The organism is Phytobacter massiliensis JC163, assembly GCF_000321045.1.
Classification (GTDB): domain Bacteria; phylum Pseudomonadota; class Gammaproteobacteria; order Enterobacterales; family Enterobacteriaceae; genus Phytobacter_A; species Phytobacter_A massiliensis.
In genome coordinates, this window is record NZ_HE578947.1 from 597,700 (window position 1) to 613,937 (window position 16,238).

Genomic DNA, 16,238 nt, shown 5'->3' on the forward strand with positions numbered 1-16,238 from the left:
AATTACACCCCTTCGGCGACATAGCGGGCAATGATGTCGCCCATCTCATCGGTACTGACTGCGGCATCGCCCCGGGCCAAATCGCCGGTACGTACGCCTTCTTCTAACGCGCGGTTAATCGCGCTTTCAATCGCGGTTGCGGCATCGTCGGCATCCAGGCTGTAGCGCAGCAGCAGGGCCAGCGACAGGATCTGCGCAATCGGGTTGGCAATATTTTTACCGGCGATATCCGGCGCGGAGCCGCCCGCGGGTTCGTACAGGCCAAAGCCCTGTTCATTCAGGCTGGCAGAGGGGAGCATCCCCATGGAGCCGGTGATCATCGCGCACTCGTCGGAAAGGATATCGCCAAACAGGTTTGAGCAGAGCAGTACGTCAAACTGGGACGGGTCCTTGATCAGCTGCATGGTGGCGTTATCGATATACATATGCGAAAGCGTCACGTCCGGGTACTGCTGGGCGATTTCATTGACGATTTCGCGCCACAGCAGGGAAGTTTGCAACACATTCGCTTTATCAATGGAGTGGACTTTTTTGCCGCGCTTGCGCGCAGATTCAAAGGCGATACGCGCGATACGTTCGATCTCGAAACGGTGATACACCTCGGTATCAAACGCCTTTTCATGCTGGCCGCTGCCTTCACGGCCCTTCGGCTGGCCAAAATAGATGCCGCCGGTCAGTTCGCGTACGCAGAGGATATCAAAGCCGTTGGCGGCGATGTCGGCGCGCAGCGGGCAGAACGCTTCCAGCCCCTGGTACAGTTTCGCCGGACGCAGGTTGCTGAATAATTTGAAATGCTTACGCAGCGGCAGCAGCGCGCCGCGTTCCGGTTGCTGCGCCGGGGGCAGGTTTTCCCACTTCGGGCCGCCTACGGAACCAAACAGAATCGCGTCAGCCTGCTCGCACCCTTCCAGGGTCGCCTGCGGCAGCGGGTTGCCGTGACGATCGATGGCGATACCGCCGACATCATACTGGCTGGTCGTAATGCGCATTGAAAAGCGGTTACGCACGGCTTCCAGTACTTTTAATGCCTGGTTCATGACTTCCGGGCCAATGCCATCGCCCGGCAAAACAGCAATATGGTAATTCTTCGACATCACACGGTTTCCTTGTTGTTTTCTTTATTCTGCGCTTTGCGCTGCAACTCTTTTTCCACTTCGGCGGCGCGCCAGATATTGTTCAGCACGTGAACCATCGCTTTTGCCGATGATTCGACGATATCCGTTGCCAGGCCCACGCCGTGGTAGCGGCGGCCGTTATGGTTGACCACAATGTCTACCTGACCCAGCGCGTCTTTGCCGTGGCCTTTGGCGGTTAATCCATATTTAACCAGTTCAATATCATATTCAGTGACGCGGTTAATCGCCTGGTAAATGGCATCGACAGGCCCGTTGCCGTTGGCGGCCTCGGCTTTGATCTCCTCGCCGCAGGCCAGTTTCACCGAGGCGGTGGCGATATCGCTGGAGCCGGATTGCACGCTGAAATAGTCCAGGCGGAAATGCTCCGGCTCTTCCTGCTGCTTATTGATGAACGCCAGCGCTTCCAGATCGTAATCGAACACCTGGCCTTTTTTATCCGCCAGCTTCAGGAAGGCGTCATACAGGTTGTCGAGATTGTAATCAGACTCCTGGTAGCCCATCTCTTCCATACGGTGTTTTACCGCCGCTCGACCGGAGCGAGAGGTCAGGTTCAGCTGAATCTGGTTCAGGCCAATCGACTCCGGGGTCATGATTTCGTAGTTTTCGCGGTTTTTCAGCACGCCGTCCTGGTGAATACCTGACGAGTGCGCAAAGGCACCGGTGCCGACAATCGCTTTGTTTGCCGGAATGGGCATATTGCAGATCTGGCTGACGGTCTGGCTGGTGCGCCAGATCTCCTGATGATTGATACGGGTGTGCACATTCATAATATCTTTGCGCACCTTGATGGCCATGATCACTTCTTCCAGCGCACAGTTGCCCGCGCGCTCGCCGATACCGTTCATCGCGCCTTCTACCTGACGCGCGCCCGCGTGTACGGCGGCGATAGCGTTGCCGACCGCCAGACCTAAGTCGTCATGGGTATGTACGGAGATGATTGCCTGGTCGATATTTGGCACGCGTTCGTACAGGCCGGAGATGATATTGGCGAACTCAAACGGCATGGTGTAACCGACGGTGTCCGGGATATTAATGGTTTTCGCTCCGGCGCGAATCGCCGCTTCAACCACGCGGGACAGATCGTCGATTGGGGTACGGCCCGCGTCTTCGCAAGAGAACTCAACGTCGTCCGTATAATTACGCGCGCGTTTCACCATATAGATAGCGCGCTCGATCACCTCATCCAACGTACTGCGCAGTTTGGTGGCGATATGCATTGGCGACGTGGCGATAAAGGTGTGAATACGGAAGGCTTCCGCTACTTTCAACGATTCCGCCGCGACATCGATATCTTTTTCTACACAGCGCGCCAGCGCGCAGACGCGGCTGTTTTTCACGTTGCGGGCAATGGTCTGGACGGATTCAAAATCGCCCGGCGAAGAGACCGGAAAGCCGACCTCCATGACGTCTACGCCCATACGTTCGAGGGCGAGAGCGATCTGCAGCTTCTCTTTTACGCTCAGGCTCGCCTGTAACGCCTGTTCGCCATCACGTAAGGTCGTATCAAAAATAATGACTTGCTGACTCATGGTTTTGGTCCTTGTCTTTTTGGGCGCCTTGCTACGAGCATAAAAAAACCCGCGCCAGGGCGCGGGTTCTTAGTCTTACTGGAGGGTGATTCAACGCTGAATGCTGCCCACCAGTCTACCGCGCACTGAGAATGCGTTTAGTAGTAGTAGACCGATGAAAGCGACAGTGCGAATCATGAACCAGACTCCAGATGAATTCGATATGCTTTTAGTGGTACTGGATACGGCATTTGTTGTCAACCTTTACCTTTGAAAAAGGTGTGCAAAGAGGAGGGGGTTACTGCGTTGGCTTTAGTTAATTGTGCTGTTCCTGCGTTAAAATGCAAAATAAGGTTTTTGTGCTGTTTCACACTTAATAATCTTTGTTCCCCACCGGAACATTTTTTTTCAGATAGTTAAATTTATTCATTTTTTTATGCCTCCGCTATCTGAATGAATTATCGGGAATAATTTACTGAACTTATCAATTAAGCCATAAAAGAAACATAAATGATAAAAATAAGTTAAGTATTATCATCGCTCTTGCCTGAAATACTTTGCCTGAGGCCATTTTTAGCCGCGTCCGGGCATATTGTACATTCATATTGTTTATGGTTTGATCGGAGCACATCCTAAGAGTAAAACCGATTCACGGCCCGCTTTGATATTGCTCGCCGGGCTCTGGAGCATCTTTATACATTCCTAATTTGCTGAATCCCTCTTTCCCTAATCCTATATGCGTGATAAATCATATTCCTTTGAGTTATTGCTGCCAGGATAAATGGAATTTAGCATGATACCGGAGAAGGATATGTCAGAAGAAAAAGTCGAGACGACGGCCAGTAACGAGCCAGTCAAACCTCAGCTGCGAAAAGTTGATCTTAATCTGTTAACTATTTTCGACGCCGTAATGCAGGAACAAAATATTACGCGTGCTGCCCATACTCTGGGTATGTCGCAACCGGCGGTCAGTAACGCGCTGGCGCGGCTTAAAGTCATGTTTAACGATGAGTTATTTGTGCGTTATGGCAGGGGTATTCAGCCCACCGCGCGCGCATATCAGCTCTTTGGCTCCATCCGTCAGGCGTTACAGTTAGTTCAGAACGAATTACCGGGGTCCGGTTTTGAACCGGTGACCAGCGAGCGCGTGTTTAATCTCTGCGTCTGCAGCCCGCTGGATAATTTGCTGACCTCGATTATCTACAATCGTGTTGAGGAGATCGCGCCAAATATCCATCTGGTGTTCAAATCATCACTCAACCAAAATACTGAGCATCAGCTCCGCTATCAGGAAATAGAATTCGTGATTGGCTATGATGAATTCCGCCGTCCTGAGTTTTCCTGCGTGCCGTTATTTAAAGATGAAATGGTGCTGGTAGCGAGTAAAAAACACCCGCGTTTGAATGGTCCGCTGCGTGAAAGCGATGTGTATAACGAACAGCACGCTGTGGTTTCACTGGATCGTTATGCATCATTCAGCCAGCCCTGGTACGACACGGCCGATAAACAAGCCAGCATTGCCTATCAGGGTATGGCGATGACCAGCGTGCTGAATGTTGTTTCACAAACGCACCTTGTTGCCATCGCGCCTCGCTGGCTGGCTGATGAATTTGCTGAGAAACTGGATCTGCAAATTCTGCCGCTGCCATTAAAACTTAATAGCCGTACCTGTTACCTCTCCTGGCATGAAGCGGCAGGCCGCGACAAGGGCCATCAGTGGATGGAAGAACTGCTGGTTTCCGTTTGCCACCGTTAAGCGACAAACGGGCGTTTCTATTGCTTTATCCTGGTCTGAAACGTTATTGCAGAGTTTTGTTCTAATACATTTTTGTGGCGCATCGCTGTGCGCCGTAAAAATGGATCAATTCCTGGTCACAAGCCTTTTTGGCAGACGATTTATCATCGTCTTTACTTATCTCAGATAATTTCACTGATTCCTTCGAACCATCCTCTTTTTTGTGCTTTTTTGCATCCTAACAGCAAATCGTTTGCTAATTGCCTGCCGGTTTTTCAGCGGTTATGTTAACTGCCATTCATAATCAGCATGCAGAGCTCCCTCTGTACTGAACAGAGCGATAAGACGGAAATATGTTCCGTTGCCAGTCGCCAAACCAAGCCTGGAGGCAAACCATGGAGATGTTGTCTGGAGCCGAGATGGTCGTCCGATCGTTAATCGATCAGGGCGTGAAGCAAGTATTCGGTTACCCCGGGGGCGCGGTCCTCGATATATACGACGCGCTACACACGGTAGGCGGAATCGATCATGTACTGGTGCGCCATGAACAGGCTGCCGTACATATGGCGGACGGGCTGGCGCGCGCAACCGGCGAGGTCGGTGTCGTGCTGGTGACCTCAGGGCCTGGGGCGACCAACGCGATTACGGGAATTGCCACGGCATATATGGACTCTATTCCGCTGGTGGTGCTCTCAGGGCAGGTGGCGACCTCGCTGATCGGTTACGACGCCTTTCAGGAGTGCGACATGGTGGGCATCTCCCGTCCGGTCGTGAAGCACAGTTTTCTGGTTAAACAGACGGAAGACATCCCCGGCGTGCTGAAAAAAGCGTTCTGGCTTGCCGCCAGCGGCCGCCCAGGCCCGGTGGTGGTCGATCTGCCAAAAGATATTCTTAACCCCGCGAATAAGCTGCCTTACGTCTGGCCGGATACGGTGAGCATGCGCTCTTACAACCCCACTACTCAGGGGCATAAAGGGCAGATTAAACGCGCCCTGCAAACGCTGACCGCGGCTAAAAAACCGGTAGTCTACGTTGGCGGCGGCGCGATCACCGCCGCGTGCGAAGCGCAGCTTCGCCAGCTGGCTGAACAGCTCAATCTGCCGATGGTTTCTTCCCTGATGGGGTTGGGGGCATTCCCGGCCTCGCACCGTCAGGCTTTAGGAATGCTGGGGATGCATGGCACCTATGAAGCCAACATGACGATGCATAACGCCGACGTTATTTTTGCCGTGGGCGTGCGCTTTGACGATCGCACCACCAATAACCTGGCGAAATACTGCCCTGACGCTACGGTTCTGCATATCGACATCGACCCCACCTCTATTTCGAAAACTGTCCAGGCGGATGTGCCGATTGTCGGCGACGCCAGGCTGGTGCTGGAGCAGATGCTCGAACTGCTGGAACAGGAGTCGTTCACCCAGCCGCTCGACGAAATCCGCGACTGGTGGCAGCACATCGAACAGTGGCGCGGGCGCAACTGCCTGAAATATGACGCCCAAAGCGAGCAGATCAAACCGCAGGCGGTGATCGAGACCATCTGGCGTTTAACTAACGGCGATGCGTATGTCACCTCCGACGTGGGTCAGCATCAGATGTTCGCCGCGCTCTATTACCGTTTCGATAAGCCGCGTCGCTGGATCAACTCCGGCGGTCTCGGCACCATGGGCTTTGGCCTGCCCGCCGCGCTGGGGGTGAAAATGGCGCTGCCGGAAGAGACCGTGGTCTGCGTCACGGGCGACGGCAGTATCCAGATGAATATTCAGGAGCTGTCGACGGCGCTGCAGTATGAGCTGCCGGTGCTGGTGCTCAATCTGAACAACCGCTATCTGGGCATGGTGAAGCAGTGGCAGGATATGATCTACTCCGGTCGCCATTCACAATCTTATATGCAGTCTCTGCCCGATTTCGCGCGGCTGGCGGAAGCCTACGGCCATGTCGGCATACGCATTACGCGCCCGGACGAGCTGGAGGCGAAATTAAGCGAAGCGCTCGCGCAGGTGAAGAACAATCGCCTGGTGTTTGTTGATGTTACCGTCGACGGTAGTGAACACGTTTATCCGATGCAGATCCGTGGCGGCGGCATGGATGAGATGTGGTTAAGCAAAACGGAGAGAACCTGATTATGCGCCGGATATTATCTGTATTACTGGAAAATGAGTCAGGCGCGCTGTCACGCGTGATCGGTCTGTTCTCTCAGCGCGGCTATAACATTGAGAGCCTGACGGTTGCCCCGACGGACGATCCTACCCTATCGCGTATGACGATCCAGACGGTTGGCGATGCCAAGGTACTGGAGCAGATCGAAAAACAGCTGCACAAGCTGGTGGATGTCCTGCGGGTTAATGAACTGGGGCAGGGCGCCTATGTCGAACGCGAAATTATGCTGGTGAAAATCCAGGCCAGCGGCTATGGACGGGAAGAGGTTAAACGCAACGCGGAAATTTTCCGCGGGCAGATAATCGACGTCACCCCTTCTATTTATACCGTGCAGCTGGCAGGCACCAGCGACAAACTCGACGCGTTTCTGGCGACGATCCGCGACGTGGCCAAAATCGTTGAGGTGGCTCGCTCCGGCGTGGTGGGCTTATCCCGCGGCGATAAAGCCATGCGTTAAGCGTATTGCTTGCGCTGTTTTCATGGCCTGGCGTAACCCGCCGGGCTTTTTTTTGCGAAATCCGCCGGAAGCGCAGAGAAAAGCGGTTGCCGCAGTGACTATTCTGCGCTTAGATGTTAAGGAATTTAACCTATATCCCTAAAAAGGTTATGGAGTATCTTTTATTTTTTAAGGGGCAATTGTGAAACTGGATGAAATCGCCCGGCTAGCCGGCGTCTCACGCACCACGGCAAGCTATGTCATCAATGGAAAGGCAAAGCAGTATCGTGTGAGCGACAAAACCGTCGAAAAAGTGATGGCGGTTGTGCGTGAGCATAATTACCACCCGAACGCGGTGGCGGCAGGGCTGCGGGCAGGGCGGACGCGTTCTATTGGCCTGGTGATTCCCGATCTGGAAAACACCAGCTATACGCGGATTGCTAACTATCTTGAGCGTCAGGCGCGCCAGCGTGGTTACCAGCTGCTGATCGCCTGTTCGGAAGATCAGCCGGACAACGAAATGCGCTGTATCGAGCATCTGCTGCAGCGCCAGGTCGACGCCATCATCGTCTCTACGTCGCTCCCGCCGGAGCACCCCTTTTACCAACGCTGGGCTAATGACGCCTTCCCGATTGTCGCCCTTGACCGCGCGCTCGACCGCGAGCATTTCACCAGCGTCGTCGGTGCCGATCAGGATGATGCGGAGATGTTAGCGGCGGAGCTGCGTAAGTTCCCTGCGGAAAACGTTCTCTACCTGGGCGCGCTGCCTGAGCTGTCGGTCAGTTTCCTGCGTGAGCAGGGGTTTCGTACCGCCTGGAAAGACGATCCGCGTGATGTGCAGTTCCTGTACGCCAATAGCTATGAGCGTGAGGCGGCGGCGCAGCTGTTTGAGAAGTGGCTGGAAACGCACCCCATGCCGCAGGCGCTGTTTACCACCTCTTTTGCGCTATTGCAGGGGGTACTGGACGTGACCCTGCGCCGGGACGGCAAGCTCCCTTCCGATCTGGCGATTGCGACCTTTGGCGATCATGAACTGCTGGACTTCCTGCAGTGCCCGGTGCTGGCGGTGGCGCAGCGCCACCGCGATGTCGCCGAGCGGGTACTGGAGATCGTGCTGGCGAGCCTCGATGAACCGCGTAAACCCAAAGCGGGCTTAAGCCGCATTCGTCGTAATCTCTATCGTCGTGGCGTCTTAAGCCGCGTCTGAGTTTCAGGAAAGGCAGTTGCCGCTGCCTTTTTGTTTCGTATGAAAAAACCCGATTAATTTTGCGTTAATTAGGATAAATCCATATTGTTGGATAATGCGGCAAAATTAATGGCGTCATTTTCCTTTGATAATGTTTATTACGTTATTAAGACGTTACTAAAAATGTCTCCTGTATTGTTTTGTTACAACTGGCCATTCCATCGTTGAATTAATAGCCGTTTTTCTTTTATCCGCCAAAACTCAGGCCCTGGCTGACCCCGTACGCCGCTAAAGGACGCATCTGCCGCTGTTATCCGCGCGCGTTATGCCTTAAAATGCCGCCCGCGTCGCAAACTGACACTTTATATTTTGCGTACGCAGGGTCTGTGATGATTGACGCCGCACTGCATATTCGGAATTTTTCTTACAAATATTCATGACGTTAATTTTCCTTCCGCCGGGGGCGCTATTTTGGCCCGGTTGAATATTGCCGCGAATAAGGGATCTTTTGTTCTGCCTGGCCTTTATGCTGGCTTGACAAGCTTTTCCTCCGCTCCGTAAACTCGTCCGGTGGGGATTTGTGGGGTAAAGTGGTAAATCAGGCCACTCAGGAGTGAGGCGGATATGTTCCGTGGAGCGACACTTGTCAATCTCGACAGTAAAGGGCGTTTAGCCGTGCCGACCCGTTATCGGGATTTACTGAATGAGAATGCTTCCGGTCAGATGGTTTGCACCATCGACATCCGTCACACCTGCCTGCTGCTTTATCCCTTACCTGAATGGGAAATTATTGAGCAAAAATTGTCGCGTCTGTCGAGCATGAATCCACAGGAGCGTCGGGTACAGCGCCTCTTGCTGGGACATGCCAGCGAATGTCAGATGGATAACGCAGGGCGCCTACTCATTGCGCCGGTTTTGCGGCAACACGCCGGGCTGACCAAAGAAGTGATGCTGGTCGGGCAGTTCAATAAGTTTGAGCTGTGGGACGAAACGACCTGGTATCAACAGGTCAAGGAAGATATCGACGCTGAGCAAGCCGGTTCTGAACAGCTGTCGGACCGCTTGCAGGATTTGTCTCTGTAATGATGATGGAAAACTATAAACACACAACGGTACTTCTGGATGAGGCCGTTAATGGCCTGAACATTCGTCCGGATGGCATCTATATTGACGGCACTTTTGGCCGTGGCGGGCACTCGCGCCTGATCCTCTCCCAGCTGGGAGCGGAAGGCCGCCTGCTGGCTATTGATCGGGACCCGCAGGCTATCGCCGTCGCAAAAGCCATTGATGATCCTCGCTTTTCCATTATCCATGGCCCTTTCTCCGCGCTGGCTGACTATGTCAGCGAACGCGGTCTTTCCGGCAAGATCGACGGGATTCTTCTCGATCTTGGCGTCTCTTCACCCCAGCTTGACGATGCGGAACGCGGCTTCTCGTTTATGCGCGACGGCCCGCTCGATATGCGTATGGACCCAACGCGGGGCCAGTCTGCCGCCGAGTGGCTGCAGAGCGCCGAAGAGGCGGATATCGCCTGGGTGCTGAAAAACTTTGGCGAAGAGCGTTTCGCCAAACGTATCGCCCGCGCCATCGTCGAGCGTAATCGCACTGAGCCCATGACCCGCACCAAAGAGCTGGCGGAAGTGGTCGCGGCGGCGACGCCGGTGAAAGACAAATTTAAACACCCTGCAACCCGTACCTTCCAGGCGGTGCGCATTTGGGTCAACAGTGAACTGGAAGAGATAGAGCTGGCGCTAAAAAGCTCGCTCGGCGTGCTGGCCCCAGGCGGGCGCTTATCCATCATCAGCTTTCACTCGCTGGAAGACCGCATTGTTAAACGCTTTATGCGTGAGCAAAGCCGCGGTCCGCAGGTGCCGGCAGGATTGCCGATGACGGAAGAGCAGCTCAAAAAACTGGGCGGCCGCCAGCTGCGGGCGTTAGGCAAGATGATGCCGGGCGAAGAAGAGGTGGCGGAGAATCCACGCGCCCGTAGTTCAGTTCTGCGCATCGCAGAGAGGACGAACGCATGATCGGCAGAGTGACAGAGACCTTTAGCAAAGTCAGAGAGTCGTTAGGAAGCCACGAGCGCCATGCCTTGCCTGGCGTGATCGGCGACGATCTTTTGCGATTTGGGAAACTGCCGCTCTGCCTGTTCATTTGCATCATTATGACGGCGGTGACCGTGGTCACCACATCGCATCATACGCGTCTGTTAACCGCACAGCGTGAGCAGCTGGTGCTGGAGCGCGACGCGCTGGATATCGAATGGCGTAACCTGATCCTTGAAGAGAATGCCCTCGGCGATCACAGCCGGGTTGAGCGGATCGCCACGGAAAAATTACAGATGCAGCATGTCGATCCGTCACAGGAGAATATCGTTGTTCAGAAATAAGGAATCTTGCGACGCATGAAAGCCGCAGCGGTGAAGACGCCGAAACCAAAACGCCAGGAAGAACAAGCCAACTTTATCAGTTGGCGTTTTGCTTTGCTTTGCGGCTGCATTTTGCTGGCGCTGTGCTTTCTGCTCGGGCGCGCGGCTTACTTACAGATAATCAACCCTGACATGCTGGTGCGCGAAGGGGACATGCGCTCCCTGCGCGTGCAGGAAGTGTCTACCTCACGCGGCATGATTACCGATCGCTCCGGTCGTCCGCTGGCGGTGAGCGTGCCGGTAAAAGCCATCTGGGCGGACCCGAAAGAGCTGCATGACGCAGGCGGGGTAACGCTGGATAACCGCTGGAAGGCGCTGGCTAACGCCCTCAATATGCCTCTCGACCAGCTGGCGACGCGGGTAAACAGCAATCCGCGCATGCGCTTTATCTACCTGGCGCGCCAGGTTAACCCCGATCTGGGGGATTACATCAAAAAGCTCAAGCTGCCAGGCATTCACCTGCGCGAAGAGTCGCGTCGTTACTACCCGTCCGGGGAAGTGACCGCTCACCTCATCGGTTTTACCAACGTTGACAGCCAGGGCATTGAAGGCGTTGAAAAAAGCTTTGATAAATGGCTTACCGGCCAGCCCGGCGAACGCATCGTGCGTAAAGACCGCTACGGTCGCGTCATTGAAGATATCTCCTCTACCGACAGTCAGGCGGCGCATAACCTGGCGCTGAGTATCGACGAGCGGCTACAGGCGCTGGTCTACCGCGAACTGAACAACGCAGTTGCGTTTAACAAAGCGGAATCGGGCAGCGCCGTGCTGGTGGACGTGAACACCGGTGAGGTGCTGGCGATGGCTAACAGTCCCTCATACAACCCCAACAACCTGGCGGGCACCGCAAAAGATGCCATGCGTAACCGCGCCATTACCGACGTCTTCGAACCGGGTTCTACCGTGAAGCCGATGGTGGTGATGACCGCGCTGCAGCGGGGCGTGGTAACGCCAAACACCGTTCTGAATACCGTTCCGTATCGTATTAACGGCCACGAAATCAAAGACGTGGCGCGCTACAGCGAATTGACCCTCACCGGGGTTTTACAGAAGTCGAGTAACGTTGGCGTTTCCAAGCTGGCGTTAGCGATGCCGTCCTCAGCGTTAGTGGACACCTACTCACGTTTTGGACTGGGAAAAGCGACCAATTTGGGGTTGGTCGGAGAACGCAGTGGCTTATTTCCTCAAAAACAACGGTGGTCTGACATAGAGAGGGCCACCTTCTCTTTCGGCTATGGGCTAATGGTAACGCCGTTACAGTTAGCGCGAGTCTACGCAACCATCGGCAGCTATGGCATCTATCGCCCGCTGTCGATAACGAAAGTCGACCCGCCCGTACCGGGCGAACGCATCTTCAACGAATCCATTGTCCGTAACGTGGTGCATATGATGGAGAGCGTGGCCTTACCCGGCGGCGGCGGGGTGAAAGCGGCAATCAAAGGCTACCGTATCGCCATTAAAACCGGTACGGCGAAAAAAGTCGGGCCGGATGGCCGCTACATCAATAAATACATTGCCTACACCGCGGGCGTAGCGCCCGCCAGTAATCCACGCTTTGCGCTGGTGGTCGTTATTAACGATCCGCAAGCAGGTAAATACTACGGTGGCGCCGTATCCGCGCCGGTATTTGGTGCCATCATGGGCGGCGTTCTGCGCACCATGAACATCGAACCGGATGCGCTGACTACGGGCGATAAGAATGAGTTTGTAATTAATCAAGGCGAGGGAACAGGTGGCAGATCGTAATTTGCGCGACCTTCTCGCTCCGTGGGTGCCTGGGCTACCTGCGCGAGCGCTGCGTGAAATGACACTCGACAGCCGTGTGGCGGCGTCGGGCGATCTTTTTGTGGCGGTATCAGGTCATCAGACGGACGGGCGTCGTTATATCCCGCAGGCGATAGCGCAAGGTGTGGCTGCCATTATTGCTGAGGCAAAAGATGTTGCGACCGACGGTGAAATCCGTGAAATGCACGGCGTTCCGGTTATCTACCTCAGCCAGTTAAACGAGCGTCTCTCCGCCCTGGCGGGCCGTTTCTACCATGAGCCTTCCGACAGGCTGCGTCTGGTGGGCGTAACCGGCACCAACGGGAAAACCACCACCACGCAACTGCTGGCGCAGTGGGGCCAGTTACTGGGCGAAACCAGCGCGGTCATGGGTACGGTGGGTAACGGGCTGTTGGGCAAAGTGATTCCCAGCGAAAACACCACCGGTTCCGCCGTCGATGTGCAGCATGTGCTGGCGGGCCTGGCTGAGCAGGGTGCGACCTTCGCCGCGATGGAGGTTTCTTCCCACGGGCTGGTGCAGCACCGCGTGGCGGCGCTGAAATTCGCCGCCTCTGTCTTTACCAATTTAAGCCGCGACCATCTCGACTATCACGGCGATATGGAGCATTACGAAGCGGCGAAGTGGATGCTCTACGCCACCCATCATTATGGCCAGGCCATTGTTAATGCCGACGACGAAGTGGGCCGCCGCTGGCTGGCCAGACTGCCGGATGCGGTCGCCGTATCGATGGAAGACCACATTAATCCGAACTGCCACGGCCGCTGGCTGAAGGCGGTTGCGGTGGATTATCACGACAGCGGCGCCACCATCCGCTTCGCCTCAAGCTGGGGCGACGGCGAAATTGAAAGCCGCCTGATGGGGGCGTTTAACGTCAGCAATCTGTTGCTGGCGCTCGCTACGCTGCTGGCGCTGGGCTATCCCCTTGCCGAACTGCTGAAAAGCGCGTCGCGCCTGCAGCCGGTGTGCGGCCGCATGGAAGTGTTCAGTGCGCCTGGCAAGCCTACCGTTGTGGTGGATTACGCCCATACGCCGGACGCGCTGGAAAAGGCGCTGCAGGCGGCGCGTCTGCACTGCACGGGGCAGCTGTGGTGCGTCTTTGGCTGCGGCGGCGATCGCGATAAGGGCAAGCGTCCGCTCATGGGCGCGATTGCCGAGCAGTTCGCGGATATTCCCGTTGTGACCGATGACAACCCGCGCACCGAAGAGCCGCGCGCCATTATCAACGATATCCTCGCCGGGATGCTCGACGCAGGCCGCGCCAGAGTTGTGGAAGGGCGCGCTGAGGCGGTAACCAACGCCATCATGCAGGCGAATGCGAATGACGTCGTGCTGCTGGCGGGCAAGGGCCATGAAGATTATCAAATTGTCGGCAATCGTCGGCTCGACTATTCTGACCGCGTTACCGCGGCGCGGCTGCTGGGAGTTGTTGCATGATTAGCGTAACGCTGGACCAACTTGCCGGGGTTTTACAGGGCCAGTTACACGGTCAGTCCGTCACCCTTGACGCGGTGACCACCGACACCCGCAAAATCACCCCTGGCTGCCTGTTTGTGGCCCTGAAAGGCGAGCGTTTCGACGCCCATGATTTTGCGCAGCAGGCGCAGGAGAGCGGCGCTGGCGCGCTGCTGGTCAGCCGCAAGCTCGATTGCAGCCTGCCGCAGCTGGTGGTGAAAGACACCCGTATCGCTTTTGGCGAGCTGGCGGCATGGGTTCGCCAGCAGGTGCCGGCGCGCGTGGTCGCGCTGACCGGCTCTTCCGGCAAGACGTCCGTCAAAGAGATGACCGCCGCCATCCTGAGCGAGTGCGGTAATACGCTCTATACCGCAGGCAACCTCAATAATGATATCGGCGTGCCGATGACTCTGCTGCGTCTGACTCCTGAGCATCAGTATGCGGTTATCGAACTGGGAGCTAACCATCAGGGTGAAATCGCCTGGACCGTCAGCCTGACCCGCCCTGAAGCAGCGCTGGTCAATAACCTTGCGGCGGCGCATCTGGAAGGCTTCGGCTCGCTGGCCGGCGTGGCAAAAGCCAAAGGCGAAATTTACACCGGCCTGCCGCTTAACGGCATCGCGATTATGAATGCCGATAACAACGACTGGCTTAACTGGCAGTCGGTGATTGGCGAGCGCAAAGTCTGGCGCTTCTCCCCTAATGCGCTTAATAGCGACTTTACAGCCAACAATATTCACGTGACCGCGCGCGGTACCGAGTTCACCCTGCAAACGCCCGTCGGCGGGATTGAGGTCATTCTGCCGCTGCCGGGGCGGCACAATATCGCTAACGCCCTTGCCGCCACCGCGCTGGCGATGGCGGTTGGCGCGTCTCATGAGGCGGTGAAAAAAGGGCTGGCGAACCTCAAAGCGGTGCCGGGACGCCTGTTCCCCGTCCAGCTTGGGGAGAATCAGCTGCTGCTGGATGACACCTACAATGCCAACGTGGGGTCGATGACCGCCGCGGCGCATGTGCTCGCGGAAATGCCGGGCTACCGTGTAATGGTCGCTGGCGATATGGCTGAGCTTGGCGAGGAGAGCGAAGCCTGCCACGTTCAGGTTGGCGAAGCAGCGAAAGGGGTGGGCATCGACAAAGTGCTGAGCGTTGGCAAGCTCAGCAAGGCGCTCAGCGACGCCAGCGGCGTTGGCGAACACTTTAGCGATAAACAGGCGCTCATCGCGCGCTTAGAAGCGCTGATCGCAGAACAACAGATTATTACCATTTTAGTGAAAGGTTCACGTAGCGCGGCCATGGAAGAGGTTGTGCGCGCATTACAGGAGAAAAGGGCATGTTAGTTTGGCTGGCCGAACATTTGGTCAAATATTATTCCGGCTTTAACGTCTTTTCCTATTTGACGTTTCGCGCCATCGTCAGCCTGCTGACTGCGCTCTTCATCTCGTTGTGGATGGGGCCGCGCATGATTGCCCGTCTGCAAAAACTCTCTTTTGGTCAGGTTGTGCGTAACGACGGCCCGGAATCGCACTTTAGCAAGCGCGGTACGCCGACCATGGGCGGCATCATGATTCTTACCGCCATTGTGGTTTCGGTATTGCTGTGGGCCTACCCCTCCAACCCGTACGTCTGGTGCGTGCTGGTGGTGCTGGTGGGCTACGGCGTTATCGGCTTTGTCGATGACTATCGCAAAGTGGTGCGCAAAGACACCAAAGGCCTTATCGCGCGCTGGAAATATTTCTGGATGTCGGTTATCGCCTTAGGCGTGGCGTTCGCGCTCTATCTGGCCGGTAACGATACGCCAGCCACTCAGCTGGTGGTGCCGTTCTTTAAAGACGTCATGCCGCAGCTGGGCATTTTCTACATTCTGCTGGCCTACTTCGTGATTGTCGGTACCGGCAACGCCGTCAACCTGACGGACGGCCTCGATGGCCTGGCGATCATGCCGACCGTGTTCGTGGCGGGGGGCTTTGCCCTGGTAGCATGGGCTACCGGCAACATGAACTTTGCTAATTATCTGCACATCCCTTACCTGCGTCACGCCGGCGAGCTGGTGATCGTCTGCACGGCGATCGTCGGGGCGGGGCTGGGCTTTCTGTGGTTTAACACCTATCCGGCGCAGGTCTTTATGGGCGATGTCGGATCGCTGGCCCTTGGCGGCGCGCTGGGCATTATCGCCGTGCTGCTGCGCCAGGAGTTCCTGCTGGTCATTATGGGCGGCGTGTTTGTGGTGGAAACCCTGTCGGTTATTTTGCAGGTCGGCTCCTTCAAGCTGCGCGGGCAGCGTATCTTCCGCATGGCGCCGATTCATCATCACTATGAACTGAAAGGCTGGCCGGAGCCGCGCGTCATTGTGCGCTTCTGGATCATTTCGCTGATGCTGGTCCTGATTGGGCTGGCAACGCTCAAGGTGCGTTAAT

14 protein-coding genes are annotated in these 16,238 nt (G+C 55.8%); 11 read left to right on the plus strand and 3 right to left on the minus strand.

Translation table 11 applies throughout. From position 1 onward, the window contains the following. Nucleotides 1-2 precede the first annotated feature (2 nt). The 3 genes from leuB to leuL form a co-directional block, all read right to left on the minus strand. On the minus strand, nucleotides 3-1,094 hold the full coding sequence (leuB, locus tag ENTHG_RS16810; protein ID WP_044182185.1) for a 3-isopropylmalate dehydrogenase: 1,092 nt from the start codon (nucleotides 1,092-1,094) through the stop codon (nucleotides 3-5). Further along, nucleotides 1,094-2,665, minus strand: a complete 1,572-nt coding sequence (leuA, locus tag ENTHG_RS16815; RefSeq protein ID WP_044182188.1) for a 2-isopropylmalate synthase — start codon at nucleotides 2,663-2,665, stop codon at nucleotides 1,094-1,096. The genes leuB and leuA overlap by 1 nt, the downstream gene beginning before the upstream one ends. 90 nt (nucleotides 2,666-2,755) lie before the next feature. Beyond that, on the minus strand, nucleotides 2,756-2,842 hold the full coding sequence (gene leuL / locus ENTHG_RS26450; RefSeq protein WP_106403294.1) for a leu operon leader peptide: 87 nt from the start codon (nucleotides 2,840-2,842) through the stop codon (nucleotides 2,756-2,758). Nucleotides 2,843-3,455: 613 nt separating this feature from the next. Here leuL and leuO point away from each other — a divergent pair. The 11 genes from leuO (at nucleotide 3,456) to mraY (ending at nucleotide 16,237) form a co-directional block, all read left to right on the plus strand. Then, nucleotides 3,456-4,400 (plus strand): transcriptional regulator LeuO, encoded by a 945-nt coding sequence (leuO, locus tag ENTHG_RS16820; RefSeq protein WP_044182191.1) that lies wholly within the window; start codon nucleotides 3,456-3,458, stop codon nucleotides 4,398-4,400. Nucleotides 4,401-4,774: 374 nt separating this feature from the next. Next, the gene (gene ilvI, locus ENTHG_RS16825) at nucleotides 4,775-6,499 is read left to right on the plus strand and encodes an acetolactate synthase 3 large subunit (RefSeq protein WP_044182194.1); all 1,725 of its coding nucleotides are present in this window, start codon (nucleotides 4,775-4,777) and stop codon (nucleotides 6,497-6,499) included. Nucleotides 6,500-6,501: 2 nt separating this feature from the next. Then, the gene (ilvN, locus tag ENTHG_RS16830) at nucleotides 6,502-6,993 is read left to right on the plus strand and encodes an acetolactate synthase small subunit (protein WP_044182196.1); all 492 of its coding nucleotides are present in this window, start codon (nucleotides 6,502-6,504) and stop codon (nucleotides 6,991-6,993) included. Nucleotides 6,994-7,174: 181 nt separating this feature from the next. Continuing rightward, entirely contained in the window at nucleotides 7,175-8,179 is a 1,005-nt protein-coding gene (cra, locus tag ENTHG_RS16835) for a catabolite repressor/activator (RefSeq protein ID WP_044182199.1), read from the plus strand. A 603-nt stretch (nucleotides 8,180-8,782) separates the two neighbouring features. After that, nucleotides 8,783-9,241, plus strand: coding sequence for a division/cell wall cluster transcriptional repressor MraZ (gene mraZ / locus ENTHG_RS16840; protein ID WP_044182201.1), 459 nt, complete (start codon nucleotides 8,783-8,785; stop codon nucleotides 9,239-9,241). Between the two features lie 2 nt (nucleotides 9,242-9,243). Then, nucleotides 9,244-10,185 carry a 16S rRNA (cytosine(1402)-N(4))-methyltransferase RsmH gene (gene rsmH, locus ENTHG_RS16845; RefSeq protein ID WP_044182557.1) on the plus strand — a complete coding sequence of 314 codons (942 nt, stop codon included), beginning with the start codon at nucleotides 9,244-9,246 and terminating at the stop codon, nucleotides 10,183-10,185. Continuing rightward, nucleotides 10,182-10,547 (plus strand): cell division protein FtsL, encoded by a 366-nt coding sequence (ftsL, locus tag ENTHG_RS16850; RefSeq protein WP_044182203.1) that lies wholly within the window; start codon nucleotides 10,182-10,184, stop codon nucleotides 10,545-10,547. Before rsmH ends, ftsL begins: the two co-directional genes overlap by 4 nt. A 15-nt stretch (nucleotides 10,548-10,562) precedes the next feature. Further along, on the plus strand, nucleotides 10,563-12,332 hold the full coding sequence (locus ENTHG_RS16855) for a peptidoglycan glycosyltransferase FtsI (protein ID WP_044182206.1): 1,770 nt from the start codon (nucleotides 10,563-10,565) through the stop codon (nucleotides 12,330-12,332). Further along, nucleotides 12,319-13,806, plus strand: coding sequence for a UDP-N-acetylmuramoyl-L-alanyl-D-glutamate--2,6-diaminopimelate ligase (gene murE, locus ENTHG_RS16860; protein WP_044182210.1), 1,488 nt, complete (start codon nucleotides 12,319-12,321; stop codon nucleotides 13,804-13,806). The genes ENTHG_RS16855 and murE overlap by 14 nt, the downstream gene beginning before the upstream one ends. Beyond that, nucleotides 13,803-15,161: a UDP-N-acetylmuramoyl-tripeptide--D-alanyl-D-alanine ligase gene (murF, locus tag ENTHG_RS16865; RefSeq protein ID WP_044182214.1), complete on the plus strand. Its 1,359-nt coding sequence runs from the start codon at nucleotides 13,803-13,805 to the stop codon at nucleotides 15,159-15,161. The genes murE and murF overlap by 4 nt, the downstream gene beginning before the upstream one ends. Next, entirely contained in the window at nucleotides 15,155-16,237 is a 1,083-nt protein-coding gene (mraY, locus tag ENTHG_RS16870) for a phospho-N-acetylmuramoyl-pentapeptide-transferase (protein ID WP_044182217.1), read from the plus strand. Before murF ends, mraY begins: the two co-directional genes overlap by 7 nt. Nucleotide 16,238 lies beyond the last annotated feature (1 nt).